Annotated in this window: 16 protein-coding genes; 9 read left to right on the forward strand and 7 right to left on the reverse strand. The window is 62.7% G+C overall.

What is annotated here, in order from left to right; translation table 11 throughout:
• Positions 1 to 148: 148 nt before the first annotated feature.
• From JHD67_RS10200 to JHD67_RS10215, 4 genes are all read right to left on the reverse strand, one after another.
• Positions 149 to 304 (reverse strand): lipid-A-disaccharide synthase N-terminal domain-containing protein, encoded by a 156-nt coding sequence (locus JHD67_RS10200; protein WP_199099077.1) that lies wholly within the window; start codon positions 302 to 304, stop codon positions 149 to 151.
• Positions 301 to 1,368, reverse strand: a complete 1,068-nt coding sequence (locus JHD67_RS10205; protein WP_199099078.1) for a glycosyltransferase family 9 protein — start codon at positions 1,366 to 1,368, stop codon at positions 301 to 303. The genes JHD67_RS10200 and JHD67_RS10205 overlap by 4 nt, the downstream gene beginning before the upstream one ends.
• A gap of 303 nt (positions 1,369 to 1,671) precedes the next feature.
• Entirely contained in the window at positions 1,672 to 2,175 is a 504-nt protein-coding gene (locus JHD67_RS10210; protein WP_199099079.1) for a hypothetical protein, read from the reverse strand.
• Positions 2,176 to 2,186: 11 nt separating this feature from the next.
• Entirely contained in the window at positions 2,187 to 3,284 is a 1,098-nt protein-coding gene (locus tag JHD67_RS10215; protein WP_199099080.1) for a porin, read from the reverse strand.
• 209 nt (positions 3,285 to 3,493) lie between these two features.
• Here JHD67_RS10215 and JHD67_RS10220 point away from each other — a divergent pair, with 209 nt between their 5' ends.
• Together JHD67_RS10220 and JHD67_RS10225 are read left to right on the forward strand one after the other, a co-directional pair.
• Positions 3,494 to 5,257: an ATP-binding protein gene (locus JHD67_RS10220; protein WP_199099081.1), complete on the forward strand. Its 1,764-nt coding sequence runs from the start codon at positions 3,494 to 3,496 to the stop codon at positions 5,255 to 5,257.
• Entirely contained in the window at positions 5,257 to 6,621 is a 1,365-nt protein-coding gene (locus JHD67_RS10225; protein ID WP_199099082.1) for a sigma-54 dependent transcriptional regulator, read from the forward strand. The genes JHD67_RS10220 and JHD67_RS10225 overlap by 1 nt, the downstream gene beginning before the upstream one ends.
• Before the next feature lie 32 nt (positions 6,622 to 6,653).
• Here JHD67_RS10225 and JHD67_RS10230 read toward each other — a convergent pair whose 3' ends face one another.
• The gene (locus JHD67_RS10230; RefSeq protein ID WP_199099083.1) at positions 6,654 to 7,190 is read right to left on the reverse strand and encodes a Spy/CpxP family protein refolding chaperone; all 537 of its coding nucleotides are present in this window, start codon (positions 7,188 to 7,190) and stop codon (positions 6,654 to 6,656) included.
• Between the two features lie 87 nt (positions 7,191 to 7,277).
• Positions 7,278 to 7,592, reverse strand: a complete 315-nt coding sequence (locus JHD67_RS10235) for a hypothetical protein (protein ID WP_199099084.1) — start codon at positions 7,590 to 7,592, stop codon at positions 7,278 to 7,280.
• A 502-nt stretch (positions 7,593 to 8,094) separates the two neighbouring features.
• Here JHD67_RS10235 and JHD67_RS10240 point away from each other — a divergent pair.
• Positions 8,095 to 9,477 (forward strand): phenylacetate--CoA ligase family protein, encoded by a 1,383-nt coding sequence (locus JHD67_RS10240; RefSeq protein WP_199099085.1) that lies wholly within the window; start codon positions 8,095 to 8,097, stop codon positions 9,475 to 9,477.
• A 221-nt stretch (positions 9,478 to 9,698) separates the two neighbouring features.
• On the opposite strand, the gene JHD67_RS10245 is transcribed toward JHD67_RS10240, so the two are convergent.
• Positions 9,699 to 11,012, reverse strand: a complete 1,314-nt coding sequence (locus JHD67_RS10245; protein WP_199099086.1) for a divalent metal cation transporter — start codon at positions 11,010 to 11,012, stop codon at positions 9,699 to 9,701.
• Between the two features lie 210 nt (positions 11,013 to 11,222).
• Between JHD67_RS10245 and JHD67_RS10250 the strand changes: the two genes are divergently transcribed.
• From JHD67_RS10250 to JHD67_RS10275, 6 genes are all read left to right on the forward strand, one after another.
• A complete protein-coding gene (locus JHD67_RS10250; protein ID WP_199099087.1) occupies positions 11,223 to 11,483 on the forward strand; it encodes a hypothetical protein in 261 nt (86 codons plus the stop codon).
• A gap of 142 nt (positions 11,484 to 11,625) precedes the next feature.
• Entirely contained in the window at positions 11,626 to 12,429 is an 804-nt protein-coding gene (locus JHD67_RS10255; RefSeq protein WP_199099088.1) for a VOC family protein, read from the forward strand.
• Positions 12,426 to 12,734: a hypothetical protein gene (locus JHD67_RS10260; protein WP_199099089.1), complete on the forward strand. Its 309-nt coding sequence runs from the start codon at positions 12,426 to 12,428 to the stop codon at positions 12,732 to 12,734. The genes JHD67_RS10255 and JHD67_RS10260 overlap by 4 nt, the downstream gene beginning before the upstream one ends.
• A 311-nt stretch (positions 12,735 to 13,045) precedes the next feature.
• Positions 13,046 to 21,607: a glycoside hydrolase family 94 protein gene (locus tag JHD67_RS10265; protein WP_233171795.1), complete on the forward strand. Its 8,562-nt coding sequence runs from the start codon at positions 13,046 to 13,048 to the stop codon at positions 21,605 to 21,607.
• 126 nt (positions 21,608 to 21,733) lie between these two features.
• A complete protein-coding gene (gene zwf, locus JHD67_RS10270) occupies positions 21,734 to 23,125 on the forward strand; it encodes a glucose-6-phosphate dehydrogenase (RefSeq protein WP_199099091.1) in 1,392 nt (463 codons plus the stop codon).
• The gene (locus JHD67_RS10275) at positions 23,119 to 23,853 is read left to right on the forward strand and encodes an HAD family hydrolase (RefSeq protein ID WP_233171796.1); all 735 of its coding nucleotides are present in this window, start codon (positions 23,119 to 23,121) and stop codon (positions 23,851 to 23,853) included. Before zwf ends, JHD67_RS10275 begins: the two co-directional genes overlap by 7 nt.
• Position 23,854: the final 1 nt, after the last annotated feature.

Genomic DNA, 23,854 nt, shown 5'->3' on the forward strand with positions numbered 1-23,854 from the left:
CCCCCCCCCCCCCCCCCCCCCCCCCCCCCCCCCCCCCCCCCCCCCCCCCCCCCCCCCCCCCCCCCCCCCCCCCCCCCCCCCCCCCCCCCCCCCCCCCCCCCCCCCCCCCCCCCCCCTTTCCCCCCCCCCCCCGCAAACCGAGATTCGGTCACGGGTCTCGTGGGCTCGGAGATGTGTATAAGAGACAGGGTATGCTGCTTTCGCGCCGGTGCTCGCTATGAATCCATTGCAGAAGGAATCGGGCGGAGAAGATGATCTGGCCAATCATGCCGATGATTACCCACGCTGTGCTGGTGTTGTTCATGGCGTTAAAGCTCGTGGTTTGAACGGGCTGGTGTCGCGCAGCGGGAGCTGGTTGTCGTCGCGCAGCACAAAGCGAAGGCGTCCAAGCATGTCCGGGTGGGCCGCCACGATGCGACAGGCGGCCTCGCGTGCGGACAGGTCTTGCGTCGAGAGGGCGCTATTGCCCGGACCATAGGGCTCGTAGACGCTGGCATCGGTGACACAGAACATGCCCACCGTGGATACCTGGGCGGCTGCGGCCAGGTGCATCACTCCGCAGTCGGCAGTGATCACCATGTCCATGCCGGCCATCACCGCGGCCATTCGGCGAATGTCGGAGGAGTAGTAGCCGTGCCATTCGGAGCCGAGCATCGAATGCCCATGCATGGGGATAAGCTCGATGATGCTGGCCGAGGGGCAAAGTGTTTTGAAGGTGTCGATGAACTCGCGCCACCATTCCATCGGGTAGCGTTTAGCGCCCGTGGCGTTAGCGAATATGCCCACCACAGGCAGTGATTTGGTTTGCCGGGATGCCGACAGCAACTCATCAATCACGTGGCGCCCATGTGCCAGCTCGGCATCGGCGAGGCGCATGTCCAGCAGCGGGTAGCTTTCTTCGCTCGTTGTGGGCTGGCCTAGCGCCCAGCGCAGCAGGTTCACGGGGCGCTTGGCCATGTGCCGCATCGCCACCTGGGTCGGCGCGGCGTGGGTGAGTCCAGCGCCTTCTCGCCGATCGCTGAAGCCAAGCTTGTAGTTTCCATGGAGCAATCGCGTCATGGCGCGACTGAAGCCGGAGCCGAGGCAGGGGTCGATGATCAAGTCATAGCGCGTTCGCCGCATCTGACGCAGTAAACGCAGGAAGCTCAATGGATGCTTGAAGCCTCGCTTGGGCAGGCAGTAGACATTCTTCACGCTGAAGTAGGTCGAGAACACCTCTTTTGCTATATCTCCCTCGGAGAGCACATCGATCTCCGACCCTTTGAAGTGACGCTCCAGTTCGGCGATCAGTGGCGTCAACAGGATCGTGTTGCCCAGGCGATGATTGGGGCGACAAACCAGGATGCGGAAGATGCCCTTACGGGGCATGGCATCCGGGGGCTGCACAGGGGCGCCGTTCAAGCGGCACCCGCCCCGGTGGTGACGGGCGTGCTCAAGCTCGCGGTTTGCGTAGTGTGAGACCGGATGCGGGGTGGCGTGATGGCGTGGGCTTGCTGGGGCACGGCGACGCTCGCGAAATGGCTGACGGTCAGATGCCAGCGAATTTCATGCCAGTCGCTCAGGTGGCTGTTTTATAAGCAATATCGCCGTTTTTAGAGGGCATCGGTTGAGCGCGTAAATCTGCAGACTGCAAACTTTGTCTGCAAGAATTGGCGGGGTTTGTGTCGCCGATCAGGGCGTGTGGTGTTCCGAGCAATCGGAGATATCGTCGATGGTGCGTGCGGGTAGGCTGACCGTCAGCGCTACGTGCACGCTTGTGTCGACGTGGCAAGTGGCGACATAGCCGATGGCGCCTGGGGTGGTGGCGACAAAACGTACGACGGCATCCTGCGAGGCCAGTACATACGGTGGGCTCACACCTTGGAAGTACTGGCGATCCCAGTAGTCCTGCAATTGATTGCCATCCATGTGCAGCAGTACACGCGTAAACGCCTCGCGCAGCGGCGCGCCGCTGGGTAGATTGACGGGTGTCAGGGGTGTTCCCTGGCCGTCCACGAAAACCTTCTTAAGGTACACATCCCTCAGCATGTTGTGATCGAGTGTCAGTTGCGGCGCATCCGGTGCGGTGATGATGGCGATCTGCGGCTGCGCGGCTGCGGCAGATCGGGCCAGCATCAGCATCAGCAGGCCGTCGACGACGAACTGCCGAACCCGCTGGCTGCGGTTGGCGCGCATCGCGTCGGTGCTCAAAACAGCACGGCGATCGAGGCCAGCCAGCCGGTCGGTGCCAGCGCCTGATTGTGCAAGCCGTCGCGATACTCCAGTTTCAACACCACCCCTTGGATCGGTTTGTAATTGATCGCGGTGGCGTGGACGGTGGTGGTCTGCGCGGGTCTGGAGGATCGATAGCGTTCATAGCGCTCGATCAGGTAGAGGCGTTGCCATAGCGGCACTTCGGCCTGTACGAAGCCGCCTCGTTCGTCGGGGTTTTTGCTGGTGCTGCTGCGATAGATGCCTTCGCCGGTAAGGCTAAGGTAGCGAGAGGTCCAGCTGAAATCGATGCCGCTGAGTAGGTACTTCTGACGAGGCGATTCCAGCTCGTAGTTCACGGCGGAAGCGCCGATGTTCAGTGAGTCACCCAGCAGGTGATAGAGCACGCGGCCTCCGAAGGCCTGGCGAAAATTGTTGTGCAGCGCCTGGTTGGTGCCGTAATTGGTGAACGCGTTGTCCTCGTCGTGCCCGATGTTCAAGTTCTTGCTGTCATCGGCGAATACCCAGTAATCGAGGTCGTTGCCTTGCATCGGGAGCGTCCCGAACATCATGGCGCCCGTGGCATGGCGAGCAAAAGCGGCGGAGGTGGATAGTGGGCGCGACACCGTCCAGGTCAACGGGTCGGCATGCACCAGATTCCATTCGCCTACAGGGGTAAGGAACTTGCCTAAGCGGAAGGTGATGGCCTGATTGGCGTGGTAATCGGCATACAGGCGCTCGATGTCCAGCTCGGAATCGTCGTCGTCGCCGTGGCTGCTGGTGTTGACCGGGTTGCTGGCTTCGATTTCGGCGAAGAGCTGCCAGCGGGTGCCAAGGTCCTTGGTGATGAACAGGCTCAGTTCGCGCACGTTGTACTTCGTGTTCGTACCCTGCACATTGTAGAAGTTGAAGTCGGCGTAGCCGCCAATGCGCAGCCCTTGGCCGGGGAAGTACAGGCCCTGGCCCAGCGTGTAGGGCGTAGGCTGCCAGCTGTTGTCGCCGGTATCCGCCGCCTGGGCGCCTGCAGCGTGGCCCAGCCACAGCAGGGTGGCGGCAAGGCCTTGGCGCAGGAGGCAACGAATGGGCCGGTTCATGGTGATGCCTTGCCTCGAGGGCTTTGTGGTGCCGCCCGATGCGTGAGGCGCATGCGTGGCGGCAGCCGGATTGGTGGTAGCAACCAGGTGGCCCTGTAGGGTGTCCCGGTGCCGCAGCAGATTCTGCGACACTGGACAGGGCGTCGCAAAGCGCGACGTCTGGAGCCATCCACAATCACCTCGATTTCTTACCATCGCGACGCACGCCCTTGACCACACGATCCGCCCTGTTTCGCCTGCTGCTGTGGACCCTGTTAGGTGCCGTGTTGGTGGTGGGCGTGGTGTCCTTCTATCAGTTTCGCGCAGCATTGCGCGGGGAGATTGCGGGGAACCTCCGCTTCGGCGCCAGTACAGTGATGCAGCGCATCGATACCCTGGTGTTCTCGCATGTCGAGAACATGCGCGTGTGGAGTGGGCTGGAGGTTATGCAGGACATCCGGGTCGACGATGTCGACAAACGTCTCTCGCACGTTCTTTCGGACCTGCATGCCGGGCAGGGCACCGCCTACGCCGCGCTGCTTTGTGCCGATGGGCGGGGGCGGGTCGTGGCGGCCAGCCAACCGTCACTCATTGGTGGACAAGAGCCATCGGGCGGCGCCTGGCGGCCGATACCCGGTGCGCGCCTGGGCAATATAGCGATAGCCGAAACCCATTCGGCAGACGGCTGGGGGGCGACTCTGCGGGTGCCAGTGCCCAACGCGTTCGGCCAAGGCAGCATTGGCTACCTCTATGCGGTGCTCGACTGGCGCGCCATCGAGCAATTATTGGATGAGGCGGTGGATCACGGCTCTCGTAATCTTCTCCTGGTCGATGAGCATGGTCATGTGATCGCTGCTTCAGCCGGCGTGCGCTCGCATGTCGATGTTTCGCAGTTAAAGCTCGACTGGCGCTTGCCAGCTCACGGTTCGGTTTCTTATGTGCGGGATGGTGCGGCCTTGGGCTACGGCACCGTTCTGGTCGGTGCCGCCATGTCGGCCGGCTATCAGCAGTTTGAGGGGCTGGGTTGGCACATTGTGATGATGGAGCCGACCGCGGTCTCGTTTGGGCCTATCTGGCGGCTGCTGTGGTCCATGTTGGCCGTGCTTGGGTTGACCTTGCTTGCCAGTCTGTGGATTTCATCGCGACTGGCCAATCGCATTGCCCTGCCCATCGTCGCGCTTACCGAGTTTACGCGTAGCTTCCGGCAGCGAGAATCGGCCATGCCGCCGCTGGCCACCACGCATATATCTGAGGTGCAGGAGTTGCATCGTGCCTATGTGGAAATGATCGATGCACTGGCCCGATCGCGTGAACAGGTGGTTCGCGCCGGCAAGCTTGCAGTGGTGGGTGAAATGGCTGCCATCATGGCGCACGAAGTGCGTACGCCCATGGGCATCCTGCGCAGTTCCGCCCAGCTATTGCAGCGTCAGCCCCACCTTGGTGAGCGCGAGCACGAATTGATCGGCTTTATCTTCAGCGAGACCGAGCGTCTCAATCGTCTGGTGACGTTGTTGCTTGAGTGTGCCCGCCCGGCGCCGCCCGATTTTCGGCCGCACGATCTGCATGCTGTCGTCGACAACGTCATCGGTCTGCTGGCCTCGCGTGCGGACAAGGCTGGCGTATCCCTGTCGCGCAATTTTGGCGAGCAGGAGTTGATCTTCAGCTGCGATCGCGAGCAGATGATGCAAGTGCTTCTCAATCTCGTCCTGAATGCATTGGCCTTCGTGGGCGAGCAGGGGCGCGTACAGGTTCTTACGCGGGTTGATGCCTCCGTGCTGTGGATCTGTGTGGCGGACGATGGCCCTGGCGTGCCAGAGGGCCTCCGTCAGTCGATCTTCGACCCCTTCTTCAGTCGCCGTGAAGGCGGCATTGGCCTGGGGCTTACCATCGTGCAGCAGATCGTGCAGGTCCATGGCGGCGAAATCATGGTAGGCGAGAGCGCCTGGGGTGGTGCATCCTTTGACCTTCGATTCCATGTGCAAGGGCAGGGCTGATGAGCGTCAAGCGGATACTCGTGGTGGATAACGAGGCGAAGATGCGCCGCATCCTCGAGCTGTCGCTAAAGTCATTGGGACATGTGGTGGTGGAGGCGGCCGACGGCGCGGACGCGCTGGCCAAAGTTGAGCAGCAGTCGGTCGACCTAGTGCTCACCGATCTGCGCATGCCGCGCATGGATGGCATCGCGTTGCTTGCGGCTTTGCGCCAGCGCGGGCATGACGTGCCAGTCATCGTAATGACTGCGTTCGGCACCATCGAGACGGCTGTCGCTGCCATGAAGCTCGGCGCCATCGATTACATCATCCGTCCCTTTGAGATGGAAACCGTTGAAATGGCCGTTGCGCGCGCGCTGGCCATGCATGCCGTGCAGCGTGAGAACCGCTTTCTACGCGAGGAGATTTCACGCGGCTGGGGCGAGTTCATCGGTGTCAGTCCAGCGATGCAATCGCTTTACGAGCTGATCCAGCAGGTCGCCCCTGCGCGTAGCAGTGTATTCATCGTGGGCGAAACCGGTACGGGTAAGGAGTTAGTGGCGCGTGCCATGCATGCTGCATCCGGGCGCACCGGTCTGTTTGTGCCTATCAATTGCGCAGCCATTCCAGCGGATCTGCTGGAAAGCGAGCTGTTCGGCCATGTCAAAGGAGCATTTACCGGTGCATTGCGCGATCGCGTCGGCAAGTGCGAACTCTCCAGTGGTGGCACGATTTTTCTTGATGAAATCACTGAAATGCCGGTTAATCTGCAAGCCAAGTTGTTGCGCGTATTGCAGGAAGGTTCTGTCGAGCGGCTTGGTGCCAATGCGTCCGTCGCTGTAGATCTTCGCGTGGTAGCGGCCACCAATCGCGATCCCGTGGAGGCGATGGAGGCAGGCCAGCTTCGTCGCGACTTGCACTTTCGTCTCAATGTCGTTCGCATCGACGTGCCGAAACTGAGCGAGCGGCGCGGCGACTTGCCTTTGTTGGCCAATCACTTCCTGCACAAGTACGCGCTGGAGCTCGGGCGCGTCACGCCGCGGCTGAGCGCCGCCGTACTTGAACGGCTTGAAGCCTATGCGTGGCCGGGCAATGTCCGTGAGTTGGAGAACCTAATGGAGCGTGCCGTCGTGCTTTGCCGGGGCGATGAGCTGACCATGGCACAACTTCCTGCCGAGCTGGTATCGGGTGTGGGCACTGCGGCACCATCTTCGGCCATAGTGTCCCCAGAGGGTTCGTTGATATTGAAGGATCGCGTCGAGTCGCTAGAGCGTCAGCTCATCGAGGACGCTCTGGCGCGTAGCGACAACAATAAAGCAGCCGCGGCGCGCCTGCTTGGCGTGAGCGAGCGAACGCTTTGGTACAAGCTCAAGACCCACCAGGCATAGCCCCGGCGGCTATGGATTCGTGCTCCGTGGGCCTATTTGGAAATGGGCATGGTGGCCGGGGCGGTCTTCGTGGCGTTGGCCTCATGTTTATGCATGGATGCATGCTTGGGGTTCTCGTTCCTGAAGGCACTGTCGGCGATGGCTTTCTGGTCGTCGGAGAGCACGCTGTACAGGTCGCGCATGGAGGACGCCAAGCTCTTCATGTTGTCGGCGTGGAGTTGGGCAAGCGACGCGTAGGAGCTCATGGCATCGTTCGCGTTCATCGAGGAAAGCTTTTGCGCGCGATCATGAAATGCCGTGCGTGTCTTCTGCGCGTTGTCGCGCATGGTCTGCGCGAAAGCATTCCATTGCGGCGCCTGCTTGTCGGTGATTTTCAGTTCCGCGTATAGGTCCTTGATGCGTTGCTCCACCACGTCCTGGCTTTTTTGCGCATGACTGGGCGTGGATGTCGCGTTGGTCGAAGGCGGGCCCTGCATGGCAGGTTTCGTGTCCTGGGCCATGGCGGGTAGGGAAAGCAGCGAGAACGCCAGTGCGATCGGCGTGGCGATGAAGCGAGTGCTGGGTTTCATGGCGGTGTGCTCAAAGGATTGCCGAATGGGATCGACCAAGCCCTGGGGAGCCCGTCGATAACGTAAGCCACGCATGGCGAGCTGCGCTTAGGGCGGGTAGCCATTGGCGTAATACACCACGCCCGGTGGTGGCGGTGGCGGTGCGGTCTGGTAGACCACCACGGGCGGCGGCTGATAAGCGCCCTCAATCGCCGCGCCGGCGGCCACGCCCATCACGGCGCCGATGGCGAAATCGTCGCTGCCCCTTCGGTGATCGTCATGACCGTAGTACGCCTCTTGGCGATGTTCGCCGCCATGGCGGTCATGTTGCGCTTGTGCCGGCATGGCCAGTGCGGTGGCGGCCATGGCGAGCGTCGCCAGGGCCGCGGTCCGGTAGATGTGCCTGCGCTTGGGTTCGTTCATAAGGGCGTACTCCTTGTGGGTGACGAGGGTTCCCTGGTGATGGCTGTGGCGAGCGGATCAGGGCGAATCGGTATAAAGGATCAAACCTTCTCCGGCATTGCCACTGCGTGATCCAAGGCAAGCAAAGCGCTGCGCGTGCGTCGCGGTATCCAGCCTTGAATCACGCCTGTCTTTCGAAAGGTGACCAGTGCGCACGGGGTGAAGAAGCGCACAAAGCGATCATCGCCGTTGGTGGTGGATTTGTATGTGCGGCGTCGTACACATCATTGAGATCGAGGCTCGACGTTGCCCGTGGTCGCCGTGACAGGGTCTTGTGTGTGATACCGAACGGAGCGGCGGTGCTGCCTTTTGTAAGGTTGCTCGCGTCGCCGGTCGGCGCACGGCGTCGTCGCTGCACGAACGGATTCTTCCGACTGGCGTACCCCTCCACCCATGACTCAGGTGTGGCTGTCATGCATGAATGGTTTAGGTTTGCGCGCCTCCGTCTCAGTGGGGGCGCGTCATGAGCGGTTGGTATGAGACGGCCTTCCAGCATGTGCTGTACCCGGCCTACGAGACCGGGCTCCGTCGTCGGAGCACGCTCTCATGGTTGAGTGAGTATCGGAGCAGCCAGTGGCTGCCTCCCGAGGGGGTGGTGGCGTTGCAGTGGGCTCGCCTCAAGCGGCTTCTGGCGCACTGCGAGCGCGAGGTTCCCTTCTATCGTCGGCGCTGGCGTGAACTCGGTATTACCGCCGAGGATATTCAGTGCCCCGATGATTTTGCCAAGCTCCCTTTGCTGAGCAAAGACGATATCCGCAATCATTTTGACGAGCTTCAGGCCGAATCGTGGCGCGACCGACTCTTGTTCAAGGCCACCGGTGGTTCCACCGGCGAGCCGCTGCGTTTTGGCTATACGCGGGAAAGCAACGACCGGCGCACCGCCGTGATGTGGCGCGGTTATGAGTGGGCCGGCTCGCGCATGGGGCGCCGTACGATGTATTTGTGGGCGGGCGCCATCGGTGAATCAGGCCGTATGCGGCGCCTGAAAGATCGGTTGTACAACGCCGCCTTTGCGCGCCGCACGCTGAATAGTTTTCAGATGACCGAGGCCAACATGGCGGAGTACGCCGACGCCATCGATCGCTATCGACCCGAAATCATCGTTGCCTATGTCGGCCCCCTGGTGAGGTTGGCGCAATGGCTGGTCGACGTCGGAAGGTCCATTCATCAGCCACGGGCGATTGTGGGTGCCGCCGAGGCGCTGCACGAGTTTCAACGTGAGTTGTTGGAGAAGGCTTTTGGTTGTCCGGCGTTCAATACCTACGGTTGCCGCGAGGTGATGTTGATCGCGGCGGAGTGCGAGCAGCGCTGTGGGTTGCATGTCAATGCCGATCATCTGGCGGTGGAGCTGGTCGATCGCAATGGCGCCGTTCCGCGCGGGCGTCCTGGTGACGTGGTGGTTACCGACTTGTTCAATTACGGCATGCCGCTCATTCGTTACGTCAACGGCGATATGGCGACCGAGGGTGATGGGGCTTGCAGTTGCGGCCGGGGCTTGCCGTTGCTGAGTCGGGTGGACGGCCGCGTGCTCGACGCCATTATCAGTCCCGATGGGCATTTGCTGCCTGGCATATTTTTTCCCCATATGCTCAAGGAAGTGCGGGGCATCGAACGCTTTCAAGTGGTGCAGCGGCGGCTGGATCAGCTGGATATTTCCATTGTTCGCGGCAAGGATTTCGAGGAGGAGGCGCTGCCCTTCATTCGACACGAGGTCCATAGGGTTCTTGGCGCCAGCGTGGCTCTCAACTTCCAGTTCGTCGATGACATTGCGTTGACACGCAGCGGCAAGCTGCGCGTCACGGTGTCAGAGCTTCACCATCGGGAGGGGCTGGCCGGCCCGGCGTGAGCGTCTTTTGCGGGGCTCTCAGAGTTGCCATGCCCATGGAAAGGCGACCGTTGTCGCCGTGAATCCCATGCAATGCTGGTCGGTTTCGATCCGGTGCGCATCCCGGCAGCTCGGGGCGGCGCCCGCGAGGCATGGCCATCATTCTCGAAAGTGCGGGCCACTTAGGTGCGGGTGTGTGGGCATCTTTGGGTGATGGTCGGGCATGGGGGTCTGGCCACAGGTCACTTTCCCCAGGTGATGAACATGACGATCGCGGCGGCGGCCATCGCCGCTGTCGCGAGCCAGCCGAACAGCTGGAGGAACCACGGCAGGGTGAATGCCCCCATCACCTTGGTTCGAGAGCTCATCAGCATCATGACGACCATCAGCGGCACGGCGACCACGCCATTGATGACGGCGCTCCAATACAGCGCCTTCACCGGGTCCAGGGGCGTAAGGTTGAGTGCCATCCCTGCCACGCTCGCCACGATCAATACACCATAGAAGAACTTGGCGTTCCTGGGCTTGTGGCTCAGCCCGGCGCGTTGGTTAAGCGCGCCGGAGGCCGCGTAAGCCGTGGCGCCGGCAAGCACGGGAACCGCAAGCAAGCCGGTGCCGATGATGCCTGCCGCAAAAAGTGCAAAGGCCAGCTTGCCGGCCAGCGGCCGTAGGGCTTCAGCGGCATCCGCGGATGTGTTGATGTCGGTCTTGCCATGCGCATGCAGCACGACGGCGGCCGTCAGGATGATGAAGAAAGCGATGGCGTTCGAATAGATCATGCCGACACTGGTGTCGATGCCTATGCGTCGCAGGGCGGCGGGCGCTTGCGAGGGGCTTATCTTGAGCGGCTTTCGTTGGCTGTACGGCCACATTTCCTCTACTTCTTGCGACGCCTGCCAGCAGAATAGATAAGGGCTGATGGTGGTTCCCAGCAGGGCCACCACGCCGACGGCGTACTTGGCGTCCTTGACGATGTGAGGTACGACTACGCTCTTGAGTACGGCCCCCCAGGGCACATGAATAACGAGCACCGTTGCCACATAGGCAAACAAGCTGAGCGTGAGGAACTTGAGGAAGGGTGAGTAGCGAGGGAAGGGGATGAACATCTGCAAGAGCAGGGACACCACCGAGAATACCGCCGCATAAGCGAGTGCCGGACCGCCTATCAGCAGTTTCAGCGCGGCTCCCATGGCGCCGATATCCGCCGCAAGGTTAATGACGTTGGCGGCCACTATCGACGCGACCAGCCCATAGACCAGGGGCCTTGGATAATGGTTTCGTATGCCGGTCATCAGGCCGCGGCCGGTTACGCGGCCTATTCCAGCGCTGATGGCCTGTATCGCAATCATCAGCGGTATCGTGAGCAGGATGCACCAAAGCATGCCGTAGCCAAAGGCGGCGCCTACCTGCGAGTAGGTGGCGATTCCGCTGGGGTCGTCATCGGCGGCGCCGGTGATCAGGCCGGCGCTGAGGCGTCGCCAGAACGGCTTTGGACGCGGGCCGTCGCGCAAGGCGGCGTGCTCATCGCCGGTCCTACTTTCGGGGCTCTGTGACATCGGTGGCCACCTGGGTTCCGTCGCGCAGCGGTTTCATCGGTCAAGGTGCACGCCATGGCGCCCGGTACGAGTATGCACCCCTTGCGCCTGGGTCCTCGTGGCGGCGCGCGACGGTGGTGCGCGGCGTCGGTTTGGATGCGCGCACCAGCGCACCTCGATGCGTACATCAATAGCGTATCGCCGAACCCAAGGATTCACGAGGGTCGGTATATGAAACGTATTCCTCCCCTCGCGGCCTTGATTCCGGCCCTGTTCGCGTTCACGCCGGCTGCCCGTTCGGCGGCAAGGTCGACGATGGTGACGGTGCCGCATGGCCGCGCAGGAGAGCGTGCCTATCCTGGGCGCTTACACGGCACGCTGGGTGCGATAGCGAACCGACAGCGGGCGGGTCTCCGACTAGGTTTCGATGAGCACGAAACCGTGGTGGAGAAAGGCTATGAAAGCGCGTTTGTGGTCGAGGGCGGTGGGTAACAAATCCAGGCGGCGTGCGACGAGCAAGCCGGCGGTGCCGGTCACCGAGTGGCAGGCGCCCTACAGTGTGCTTCTGGGGGTCCTGGTCCTGGCCATAGCGATTCCTGCCATAGGTTCTTCGCCGCCCTGGCCGTCGCTCGTCATGCCGCCCAGTCAAGAGCACCATGTCGGCAAAGTGATCTTTGTGGAGTTGGTGACTCCCGATCTCGCAGCGACGGAGCGGTTCTACTCCGGCTTGCTTGGCTGGGTTTTCCAGAATGATCGGAGTGGCGACCGGCAATACGCCGCGGCGCTGGTGAATGGGCACCTGGTGGCGGAGTTGATGCAGAAGCCGCTAACTCCTGGCACCAGGAAGCAGCCCGCATGGCTGGGCTTCCTGGCGGTGCGGGACGTCGATGCAACGGAACGCTCCGCATTGCAGGACGGGGCGAAACTGCTATACGGCCCGCGCGACTTTCCCGGGCGAGGCCGCGAGGCCGTGTTCAGCGATCCTCAGGGTGCGGTTTTCGCCGTGCTGGCCTCCAGTAGCGGGGATCCACCCGATACGCTGGCAGCGCCCGGCGAGTGGATATGGAGCGCGCTGATAACGAATGACCCGGACGCGGACGCGGCTTTCTACCAGAAGCTATTCCATTACGAGATCTACGACGTAACCGGCGATGCAGCGGAGCAGCATCTGTTGCTGGCATCGGACAGCTACGCACGCGCCAGCGCCAATACCCTTCCGGGCAATCGATCCGTCGCGTATTCCCATTGGCTCAATTTCATTCGTGTCAACGATGCGGCGGCCATGAGCGCGCGCGTCGTGGCATTGGGTGGCAGGGTGCTGGTCGAGCCACGAATCGATCGTCATGGCGGCATGGTCGCCGTGGTTGCCGACCCCAACGGCACGCCGTTTGGTCTGCTGGAGTGGCCCGACGCCGAAACCAAGCTAGTGATGCCATGAGCATCCCTTCGCTACGTTGGTCGGTAAGCGCCCTGATGGTGGGATTGTTTGTCAGTTTCGCGATCGGCTGCGTGGTTCGAGGAGGCGGGTATGGCGGCGGCGTGGATGTCGTGGGCGGCTTGGACTATTACGAGCCCTACGGTGTCGAATACGGAGGCTGGGGCCCGGGTTATCAGGTAGGCCCCGTGCGCGGCAATGATCGCCGGCATGCCGTGTCCGGTGGGCGATCTGCGGCGCATGCCCCCGGGATGTCTTCCGGGTCGCGCGCGCCGCCGTCCATCCCGGGTGGCTCGCGCGGGCGCTGATTTCGCGGGGTTTGCGGTGTTCTCGGCGTGACTGCTCTGTCAACGCGCCGAGACATTCACGGGGTTTCGCGTTGGTGCCTGCCTTCTTCACATCATCCTTCCCGATGAGACAGTAGAAATGAACGTCTGGGCGTCGTCGCGACGTCCATGCGCGCGGTGCATGGCATTTCACCGCTCTACTTGATCTCAAGACGGGAACGTGGCTTTTGAAGATCCGTAACCCGCTCTCTGCGTCTTCGCTCCGTCGTCTCAGGGTGGCCTTGCGTCGACGTTCTTTAAGTCGGCCTATCTCGCACGTGCCTGAGCCCGCCTTGCGCTCGGAGCTGTTCAGCGCCGAGCAGATGGATCTGCATGGCGCTGCGCTCGCCAGCGCGCACCGCGCAAGCGCCAACTCGCGCGACAACTCGCTGTTGGATCGCCTGGCGGACAATGAGGCGGTGCTCGCGCATGCTTGCGATATGCTCACGCGGGCTCATCGCGCGGATCGGCGAATTACGCCGGCCGCCGAGTGGCTGCTCGACAACTATTACTTGATCGAAGAGCAGATTCGAACGGCGCAGAGGCATTTGCCGGAAGGCTACAGTCGTGAGCTGCCGCGCTTGCTCAGTGGGCCGTCCGCGCAGTTGCCGCGCGTCTACGATATCGCGCTGGAGACCATTTCCCACGGTGACGGTCGCGTGGATGGCGAAAGCCTGAGTCGCTTCGTCTCCTCGTACCAGACTGTCACCATGCTCACGCTCGGTGAATTGTGGGCGATTCCGATCATGCTGCGGCTCGCCTTGATCGAGAACCTTCGGCGTGTCGCATCGCGCGTCATGGTCGACTGGGGTGACCGCAATCTCGCGCACAAATGGGCCGATCGGATGACGGAGATTGCCGAGCGCGACCCCAAGAGCATAGTGCTCGCAGTGGCCGATATGGCGCGATCCGACCCGCCCATGACCAGTTCGTTCGTTGCCGAGCTGACGCGGCGATTGCAGGGGCAGGGGCCCGCATTGGCGCTTCCGCTGAACTGGATCGAGCAGCATCTGGCCGAATCCGGCTTGAACATCGAGCGTCTGGTGCAGGTGGAGGCGCAGCAGCAGGCGGCCGACCAGGTATCCATCGGCAACAGCATCGGTAGCCTGCGCATGCTCTCCGCCATGGATTGGCGCGAGTTCGTGGAAAGCACCAGCACGGTTGAGCGCATCTTGCGAGAGGACCCGGTGGGGGTTTATCCGTCGATGGATTTCGCCACGCGTGACCACTATCGCCATGTGGTGGAGCGACTGGCGCGATTTGGCGCGCTGCCCGAAGCCGAGGTGGCGCTTGTCGCCATCGAGCTTGCGCAACAGTACGGGCAGTCCGGTGAGGGCGGGGAAGCTCAGGCGCATGTCGGCTACTACCTGGTCGGCAAGGGGCTGCCTGCACTTGAAGAGCGCATCCATGCCCGGCTGCCCCTTCGAGATGCCTGGCAGGAGCGGGTCACCCGGGCGCCACTGACGTTCTATATGGGTGCGATCGTGCTGCTGACGCTGTTGCTTGCCTGGCCACTGTTGAATGCCCTGGGCAATCATGGCGTGCGTGGGTTCGGGCGCGTATTGATGGCGGCCCCGGTGATTTTGGTGGCGAGTCAGTTGGCGATCAGTCTGGTGAATTGGCTGGCATCGATCGTGATTCGACCGCAGATGTTGCCGCGCATGGACTATTCGCGGGGGCTGCCAAGCCAGGTACGTACGCTGGTGGTGATCCCCTCCCTGTTTTCCTGCCCGCAAGATGTCGACGATCTCGTCGAAGGTCTGGAGGTTCGTTTTCTCGCCAATCGCGACGATCACCTGCATTTTGCGCTGTTGACCGATTTCACGGACGCACATGCTGAAGTGATGGAGCAGGATGAGGGTTTGCTCCAGATGGCGCAGCGACGGATCGACACGCTCAATGAGATCTATGCCGACCCGGCCGCCGATCGGTTCTTTCTGTTTCATCGGCCCCGGCGGTGGAACGCCATCGACAAGATGTGGATGGGCTACGAGCGCAAGCGAGGAAAGCTTGCCGATCTCAATGCGCTGCTGCGCGAAGGTCGCCTCGATCGATTCGCCTTGATTGTCGGCCGGGTCGCCGTGCTCAAGGATATCAAGTACGTCATCACACTGGATGTCGACACGCAGCTCCCGCGCGGCGCGGCGCGCCAGTTCGTCGGTGCCATGGCCCATCCGCTCAATCGGCCGGTCTACGACGCCGGTAAGCGAAGGGTCGTTGCGGGCTATGCCATTCTCCAGCCGCGCGTCGGCATCAGCCTGCCCAGTGCCGCGCGTTCGATCTATGCAAGGCTATTCGGCAGCGATGCCGGTATCGACCCCTACACCCGCGCCGTATCCGACGTCTATCAGGATCTGTTCGAGGAAGGATCGTTCATCGGCAAAGGCATCTATGACGTGGATGCCTTCGAGCTTTGCATCGGCGATCGGTTCCCCGAGAACAGCATTCTCAGTCATGACTTGATCGAGGGCTGCTATGCCCGCTCGGGATTGATCAGCGACTTGCAGCTGTATGAGGAATATCCCTCCCGCTACAGCGCGGATGCGCGTCGCAGGCATCGCTGGATTCGTGGCGATTGGCAGCTATTGCCGTGGCTGCTGCGTCGCCCGCCTGGGCTTGATGGTGCACGTGCTCCCAGCCATTTGTCGGCGCTCTCGCGCTGGAAGATCTTCGATAACCTGCGTCGCAGTCTGGTTGCGTTCGCGTTGCTTGTGCTGCTCTTGCTCGGCTGGCTCTGCATGTCTCCTGCGGTCGGGTGGACTATCGGCGTGCTGGCCGTGCTGTGGGTGCCGCCGTTACTGACATCGCTGCTTGGCCTTGTTCAGATATCCCGTGATCTACCGCTCGATCAGCATCTGCGAGTGGCGCTGCGTGCGGCCGGTCAGCACTTTCTGCGCGCCTTGCTCGCACTGGCATGGCTGCCGCATGAGGCGCTATCCAATATGGATGCGGTGGTGCGAACGCTGTGGCGCATGGCGGTCAGTCGGCGAAACCTGTTGCAGTGGAGTGCCTCGCGGGATGTCGAGCGGAGCAGCAAGACGACGTTGTTGGGGTTGTATCGGTTGATGTGGGCCGCACCGTGCCTGGCCGTGGTGTTTCTGGGCGTGTTGGCGCTTCGATGGCCGATGGTTCTGGTGGTGGCGGGGCCGGTGCTCTTGTCCTGGCTGGTCGCGCCGGCGGTCGCCTGGTGGCTGAGTGAGCCGCCGGCAAGCGCCGCGTTCCAGCCAAACCCGAGCCAGTTGCGTTTCCTGCGGATACTGGCGCGCAAGACATGGGCCTTCTTTGAGGTGCATGTCGGGCCGCAGGAGAACTGGTTGCCGCCCGACAATATCCAGGAAAAGCCTTCCCTGATCGTGGCGCACCGCACGTCGCCAACCAATATGGGCCTGGCATTGCTGGCGAACCTGGCGGCCTACGATTTCGGCTATCTGACGGCGGGCCGATTGCTGGATCGTACCGGGCACACCCTGAGCAGCATGCAGCGCATGGCGCGTCATCGGGGGCACTTCTACAACTGGTATGACACGCTTTCCCTGCAGCCACTGCCACCGCACTACATCTCGGCCGTGGACAGCGGCAACCTCGCGGGGCACCTGCTGACGCTGCGTGCCGGGCTGTTGGCGCTGGCCGACGATCCCGTGTTCGATAGCCGGCTGCTGGATGGCCTGGAAGACACGCTTGAGCTGGTGCGCGGGGCATTGCGTGTGTACGGCATGGACGTGGCTGTGCTGGGTGGTTTTCAGCAGCAGATGGAGGCTGTTCGCCTGGCGCCGCCGCGCACGCTCGCCGAGGCACAGGCCAGCATGAACCGCCTGCTCGTGGAGGCTGAGGCCGTGGCCGCCTCGCTGGATATCGATGCGGAGGGCGACGGCAGCCTCTGGCTGTCGGCACTGGTGACGCAGTGCCGGGATGCGAGTGATTACCTCGGGCAGTTCGTTTGGGTATTCGATGCGCAAGAAGATCCGTGGCCGGAAGGCATGCCATCCTTGCGACAGCTGGGTGCCGTTGGCGGTGATCCCCTGGTTCCGATGGCATCGGGCATTTCACCGGAGGTGCGGCAGGCGGCGACCGAGATCATCGCGCTCATCCAGCGGCTCGCGAGCCAGTTGGGTGAGCTTGCGGTCATGGAGTATGGCTTTCTCTATGACGAGCAGCGCGACCTGCTTGCCATTGGCTACAACGTGGATGAGCGCCGACTTGATGCCGGTTATTACGACCTGCTTGCGTCGGAGGCTCGGCTCACCAGTTTTGTGGCCATCGCCCAGGGGCAATTGCCGCAAGAAAGCTGGTTTGCGCTGGGGCGACTGCTGACTGCGACGGATGGTGATCCGGTGCTGTTGTCGTGGACCGGGTCGATGTTCGAATACCTGATGCCCATGCTGGTCATGCCCAGCTACGGCGGGACGCTGCTGGACCAGACGTGTCGCGCGGCAGTGGCGCGGCAGATCGAGTACGGCAATCAACGCGGTTCGCCTTGGGGTATATCCGAATCCGGATACAACACGGTGGATGCGCATTTGAACTATCAGTATCGCGCATTTGGCGTGCCTGGCCTTGGCCTTAAGCGCGGCCTTGGCGATGAGCTGGTGGTGGCGCCTTATGCCACGGCCCTGGCGTTGATGGTGGCGCCGGAGGCGGCGTGTGCAAATCTGCAGCGACTGGCCGGCGAGGGGCTGGAAGGGCGTTTTGGGTTCTATGAGGCGGTCGACTATACGCCGGCACGTTTACAGCGTGGGCAGCATTCGGCGGTGGTGTTGTCGTTCATGGTCCACCACCAGGGCATGAGCCTGTTGGCGCTGGACCATGTGCTCGGGCACCAGCCGATGCAGCGGCGCTTTGAGTCCGATCCCAGCCTGCAGGCGACGCTGCTCCTGCTGCAGGAGCGCATGCCCAGGGCGGCGATGGAGTATCTGCACACGGCCGAGTTTTTAGCGGGCAATGGCGCCGCACCCGCGCCGGAAGCTACTTTGCGTGTATTCACCGATCCGGATCGGATGAGGCCGGCGGTGCAGCTGCTTTCCAATGGCCGATATCACGTGATGGTCAGCAGCGCCGGCGGCGGCTACAGCCGCTGCCGCGACATGGCGGTTACGCGTTGGCAAGAGGACATCAGTTGCGACAACTGGGGCATGTTCTGCTATCTGCGTGACGTGGCCAGCGGCGAGTGCTGGTCGGCCGCCCATCAGCCGATGCTGGCGCCGACCGATCATTACGAGGCCATTTTCTCCGACGCACGCGCCGAGTTTCGCGTGCGAGCGCACGACTTCGATGCGCATACCGAAATTGTGGTGTCCCCCGAGGACGACATCGAGCTTCGCCGCATTCGACTTACCAACCGCGGACGCGCCCGCCGCACCATCGAAATCACCAGCTATGCCGAGGTGGTCCTGGCGCCGGCCATCGCTGATGCGTTGCATCCGGCTTTCAGCAACCTGTTCGTGCAAACCGAGCTTATCCGCTCGTTGCAGGCCATTGTGTGCACGCGGCGGCCGCGCACCGGTGGCGACCCGGTGCCGTGGATGTGTCATCTGATGGCCGTGCACGATGCCGACATCGACGAGATATCGTACGAGACCGACCGCGCGCGCTTCATCGGTCGGGGACGCAGCCTGGCGAACCCTGCAGCCATGGACGGCGCTGCCGGTCGACTGTCGGACAGCGAGGGCTCGGTACTCGATCCCATCATCGCTATTCGCTGTCGCATCACGCTGGAGCCTGAGCAGTCGGTGCTGGTGGATATGGTGACCGGGGTTGGCGAGACCCGGGATGCCTGCATTCACCTGATCGACAAGTACCGGGACCGTCACCTGGCCGACCGTGTATTCGATCTCGCCTGGACACACAGTCAGGTGCTGTTGCGTCAGCTCAATGCCAGCCTGGCCGATGCGCAGCTTTATGAGCATATGGCCACATCCATCATTTACGCGAATGCATCCTTGCGCGCCGAGGCGGGCATCCTGCGGGCCAATCGGCGCGGGCAATCGGGCCTGTGGGGGCAGGCGATTTCCGGCGACCTGCCTATCGTGCTGCTGCATGTATCCCGCCTGGCCCAGATTGAGCTCGTGCGCCAGTTGGTCCAGGCACATGCGTATTGGCGGCTCAAGGGTCTGGCGGTGGACCTGGTGATCTGGAACGAGGATCACGAGGGCTACCGACAACAACTGCAGGATCAGATCATGGGCCTGATCGCGTCCGGGGTGGAGGCCAGCCTGATCGATCGGCCTGGCGGCATCTTCGTGCGTTCCGCCCAGCAGATATCCAACGAGGATCGCATCCTGGTGCAAGCCGTCGCGCGCCTGGTGCTGGCCGACAACCGGGGGAGCCTGGTCGAGCAGATCGGTCGCCGCCAACTGCGAACCAAGCCGGCGCGCTTGCAGGTCACCGAGAGCCGGATTCCCTGGTATAGCGAAGTCAAGCCGATGGCCGAGGTGGCGCCCGGCGCCCTGCAGTTGCGCAGCCCGTACGGCGGATTCAGTACCGACGGTAGCGAGTACGTCATTACGCTGGGCGCGGAACAGGCCACGCCAGCGCCTTGGGTCAATGTGCTGGCCAATGCCCAGTTCGGCACCATCGTGTCCGAAAGCGGCGGCGCCTATACGTGGGCGGAGAACGCGCACGAGTTCCGCCTGACGCCATGGGGTAACGATCCGGTGACCGACGCCAGCGGCGAGGCCATCTATCTGCGTGACGAACAAACCGGCCGCTATTGGTCGCCCACGCCCTTGCCGCGACGGGGCGAGGGCGCGTACCTGACCCGGCACGGGTTTGGCTATAGCGTGTTCGAGCACAACGAGGATGGCGTGCGCTCGGAGTTGTGGGTGTATGTCGCGCTGGATCTTCCGGTCAAGTACATGGTGTTGAAAGTGCGCAACGGCTCCGGTCGACTGCGGCGCTTGTCCGCCACGGGGTATGTGGAGTGGGTGTTGGGTGACTTGCGCTCCCGCACCGCGATGCACGTGGTCACGGAGTCCGATCCGGTGACGGGCGCGATATTTGCGCGCAACGCCTACAACACGGAGTTTCCGGATCGCGTGGCGTTCTTCGACGTCGATAATCCTGGGCGCAGGGTGACGGGGAACCGCAGTGAGTTCCTGGGCCGCAACGGCAGTATGCGTGCGCCCGCGGCGATGGCGAATGCACGCCTGTCGGGGCTGGTGGGGGCGGGGCTGGATCCGTGTGGAGCGATCCAGATTCCGTTCGACCTGGATGATGGCGACGAGTACGAGATCATCTTTCGGCTTGGTCTTGCCAGTGACACCAAGGCGGCGGTCGAGTTGGTGCAGCGATGCCGGGGCTTGGGTTCGGCGGCGGCCGCGCTCGATGCCGTGCGCCTTCACTGGCGTTGGACGCTGGGCAAGGTTCAGGTGCAAACGCCGGACCCTGCGGTCAATGTGCTCGTCAACGGCTGGTTGATGTACCAGACCATTGCCTGCCGCTTCCTGGCGCGTAGCGGCTATTACCAGTCGGGCGGCGCTATCGGTTTTCGTGACCAGTTGCAGGATTCCATGGCGATGGTGCATGCGGCACCGTACCGCGCGCGCCAGCATCTTCTGCTTTGCGCGGCGCATCAGTTTCCGGAGGGCGATGCACAGCATTGGTGGCATCCGCCGTTGGACCGGGGTGTGCGCACGCGGTGTTCCGACGACTTCCTGTGGCTTCCCTTGGCCACCTGCCGCTATGTCGTTGCCACCGGGGACAGCGGGGTGCTCGACGAGGTGGCCGGCTATATCGAGGGGCGCACGGTCAATCTCGATGAGGAGTCCTATTACGATCTACCCGCGCATTCGGAACTGCGTGAAACCCTGTATCAGCACTGCGTGCGCGCTATCAAGCACGCCGCGTCGCGCGGTTCGCATGGGTTGCCGTTGATGGGGTGTGGCGACTGGAACGACGGCATGAACCGCGTGGGCGAGCATGGTCGCGGTGAAAGCATCTGGCTCGGTTTCTTTCTGTACGACGTGTTGCTTCAGTTTGCGCCCATTGCGCGCATGCGTGGCGATGAGGCATTTGCCGCGCACTGCGAAGCCGAGGCCGAACAGCTCAAGCATGGCCTCGAACGGCATGGTTGGGATGGCGCCTGGTATCGGCGCGCCTATTTCGACGATGGCACGCCGCTGGGTTCGGCCGGCAATGAGGAATGTCAGATCGATTCGATCGCCCAGAGCTGGTCGGTTCTATCCGGCGCAGCCGGCGATGCGCGCCGGCGACAAGCCATGGCTTCGCTGAACCAGCGGCTGGTGCGTCGCGATATCGGGATCATCCAGCTGCTGGACCCGCCGTTTGATCGCTCCGTGCCCGATCCTGGCTACATCAAGGGCTATGTGCCCGGCGTGCGTGAGAACGGCGGCCAATACACCCACGCGGCCATATGGGCAACGATGGCCTTTGCCAAGCTGGGCGATGGTGAGCATGCGTGGGAGCTGCTGCGCATGATCAACCCCATCAACCATAGCCTCAGTAGTGAGACCATGGATATCTACAAGGTCGAGCCCTATGTCGTCGCGGCCGATGTTTATGCGGCGGCCACTCACGTGGGGCGGGGCGGCTGGACGTGGTACACCGGCTCGGCGGGCTGGATGTATCGACTGATGGTGGAGTCGCTGCTTGGCCTGCGCATGGAGGGCGCGTACCTGTGCATCGCGCCGGTGCTGCCGGCGGACTGGCAGTCGTTCCAATTGGATTATCGGCACGCCGAAACGGACTATCACATCACCGTCACCCGGGACGACGATGGCGAAGATGGCGATCAGGTCCGCCTGGACGGCGAGCTTCAGGGCGGCCAATGCATCTTGCTGACGGACGATGGCCTGGATCATTACATCGATGTGCGGTGCCGGTTGGCGACGCAGGATTAGCGTCACACCGCGGCAAGGCGATCCATGCCCGATCTTAACGCGGCATGGGCCATGCTCGGTCTTCGTCTGGCCGCGTTGGCTGTAGCGGCTGCCTGCCCAGCGTCATAAAGGAACCCGCAACCCGTCATGACGAGCCTTTCCTCCGATGCGTTTGTCTTCTTTGGTGCGACCGGTGACCTGGCGTACAAGAAGATCTTTCCGGCACTGCAAGCGATGATTCAAGCGGGCGAGCTGGATATGCCGATCATCGGCGTGGCACACGCCGGCTGGACACGGGAGCAGCTGCAAGAACGTGCGAAGGCCAGCCTGCATGAACATGGCGGGGTCGATGCCGCCGCATTCGCCAAGCTTTCCGCGCTGCTGCAGTACATCGATGGCGACTACAACGATGCGGCCACCTACAGTCAGCTCAAGCAGACGTTGGGTGGCGCGCAGCGGCCGCTGCACTACATGGCCATTCCGCCCAGCATGTTCAGCACCGTAGTGCAGGGCTTGGCCAAGTCCGGTTGCGCCAAGGGCGCGCGTATCGTGGTGGAGAAGCCGTTCGGTCGCGACCTGGCGTCGGCGCAGGCGTTGAATCGCACGTTGCATCAGGTGTTTCCCGAGTCGTCGATCTTTCGCATCGATCACTACCTGGGCAAGGGGGCCGTGCAGAACCTGCTCTACTTCCGTTTTGCCAATACCTTTCTGGAGCCGATCTGGAATCGCACCTACGTCGACAGTGTGCAGATCACCATGGCCGAGAGTTTTGGCGTCGAGGGTCGCGGCAGCTTCTACGAGGAAGCCGGGGCCCTTCGTGACGTGGTGCAAAACCATCTGCTTCAGGTCACCGCGCTACTGGCGATGGATACGCCCATTGGTCACGACGCTGCCGCGATGCGCGCGGAGAAGCTCCGCGTATTCCAGGCCATGCGCCCGCTGGACCCCAGCGAGGTTGTGCGGGGCCAGTTCAAGGGGTATCGCGAGGAGAAAGGCGTGGCACCCGACTCCCAGGTCGAAACGTTCGCGGCCTTGCGCCTGCATATCGATACCTGGCGCTGGGCGGGTGTGCCGTTCTATATCCGCGCCGGCAAGTGCCTGCCGCTCACGGCCACCGAGGTGATGGTGAATCTGAAGCGCCCGCCGTTATCGGTGTTCGATGAGATCACGTTGGCGCAGTCGAACTATTTCCGCTTTCGTCTCAGTCCAGAAGTCGTGATATCGGCCGGCGCGCGCGTCAAGAAGGCAGGCGAGCCCATGAGTGGTGAAGCCGTGGAGCTGATAGCGCGCCATCAGCCCTCGCAGGAAGAGCAGCCTTATCGGCGACTGCTGGGCGATGCCATCCACGGCGATGCCTCGCAGTTCACCAGTGACGCCTGTGTCGAAAGGGCGTGGGCCGTGATCGATCCCGCGTTGGGCGATGCCGAGCCCGTGCATGAGTACGCCGCCGGTACCTGGGGCCCCGCGTTGGCGGCCGATCTGGTGACGGAAGGCGATGGCTGGCACGATCCCAAGGCAGAGGCCACGACGCCATGCTGACGACGCTTCCGCTGGTGTTCCTGCTCGATGTCGACAATACCCTGCTCGACAACGATCGCTTTGCCGCCGACCTCACGGCGCAGCTCGATCGCGACTTCGGCAAGGACGAGCGCGAGCGCTATTGGTCCATCTATGCCGGGCTGCGGGACACGTTGGGCTACGCCGACTACCTGGGGGCGCTCCAGCAGTTTCGCCTCGACAACACCAACGAGGCGGCGCTGCTGCAATTGTCGTTCTTCCTGCTCGATTACCCGTTCGTCGAGCGAATCTATCCGCATGCGCTGGACGCCATCCGCTACCTGGAAACCATCGGCACCTCGGTGATTCTTTCCGACGGCGACATGGTGTTCCAGCCGCGAAAGATCCAGCGGACGGGTCTGTGGGATGCGGTGGCGGGGCGCGTGCTGGTCTATGTGCACAAGGAGCGCATGATCGACGCGACACTGCAGCGCTATCCCGCTGCGCATTACGTCATGGTCGACGACAAGCCGGGGTTGCTTGCCGCGGTCAAGCGAGTGCTTGGCGGCCGGGTCAGCACCATATTCGTTCGTCAGGGGCACTACGCCGCTGAGGCGGCGCAGGCCGCGCCTGATCCCACACCCGACTACACCATCGACCACATCAGCGATCTGCGGGGATTCGCGAAGGCGGATTTCCCCGCCCTCGCCACGCTCCATGTCGCCCGCACCCGTGGCGACGCCACCACCAAGGCAGCCCCTCCGGAGTAGC

Source organism: Dyella sp. ASV21 (genome assembly GCF_016428975.1).
GTDB lineage: Bacteria > Pseudomonadota > Gammaproteobacteria > Xanthomonadales > Rhodanobacteraceae > Dyella.

Excerpts from the sequence above, each read along its gene's own strand:
- JHD67_RS10200 (WP_199099077.1), bottom strand. The coding sequence starts at position 304 with ATGAACAACACCAGCACAGCGTGGGTAATCATCGGCATGATTGGCCAG.
- JHD67_RS10205 (WP_199099078.1), bottom strand. The coding sequence starts at position 1,368 with ATGCCCCGTAAGGGCATCTTCCGCATCCTGGTTTGTCGCCCCAATCAT.
- JHD67_RS10210 (WP_199099079.1), bottom strand. The coding sequence starts at position 2,175 with ATGCGCGCCAACCGCAGCCAGCGGGTTCGGCAGTTCGTCGTCGACGGC.
- JHD67_RS10215 (WP_199099080.1), bottom strand. The coding sequence starts at position 3,284 with ATGAACCGGCCCATTCGTTGCCTCCTGCGCCAAGGCCTTGCCGCCACC.
- JHD67_RS10225 (WP_199099082.1), top strand. The coding sequence starts at position 5,257 with ATGAGCGTCAAGCGGATACTCGTGGTGGATAACGAGGCGAAGATGCGC.
- JHD67_RS10230 (WP_199099083.1), bottom strand. The coding sequence starts at position 7,190 with ATGAAACCCAGCACTCGCTTCATCGCCACGCCGATCGCACTGGCGTTC.
- JHD67_RS10235 (WP_199099084.1), bottom strand. The coding sequence starts at position 7,592 with ATGAACGAACCCAAGCGCAGGCACATCTACCGGACCGCGGCCCTGGCG.
- JHD67_RS10240 (WP_199099085.1), top strand. The coding sequence starts at position 8,095 with ATGAGCGGTTGGTATGAGACGGCCTTCCAGCATGTGCTGTACCCGGCC.
- JHD67_RS10245 (WP_199099086.1), bottom strand. The coding sequence starts at position 11,012 with ATGTCACAGAGCCCCGAAAGTAGGACCGGCGATGAGCACGCCGCCTTG.
- JHD67_RS10250 (WP_199099087.1), top strand. The coding sequence starts at position 11,223 with ATGAAACGTATTCCTCCCCTCGCGGCCTTGATTCCGGCCCTGTTCGCG.
- JHD67_RS10255 (WP_199099088.1), top strand. The coding sequence starts at position 11,626 with ATGCCGCCCAGTCAAGAGCACCATGTCGGCAAAGTGATCTTTGTGGAG.
- JHD67_RS10260 (WP_199099089.1), top strand. The coding sequence starts at position 12,426 with ATGAGCATCCCTTCGCTACGTTGGTCGGTAAGCGCCCTGATGGTGGGA.
- zwf (WP_199099091.1), top strand. The coding sequence starts at position 21,734 with ATGACGAGCCTTTCCTCCGATGCGTTTGTCTTCTTTGGTGCGACCGGT.
- JHD67_RS10275 (WP_233171796.1), top strand. The coding sequence starts at position 23,119 with ATGCTGACGACGCTTCCGCTGGTGTTCCTGCTCGATGTCGACAATACC.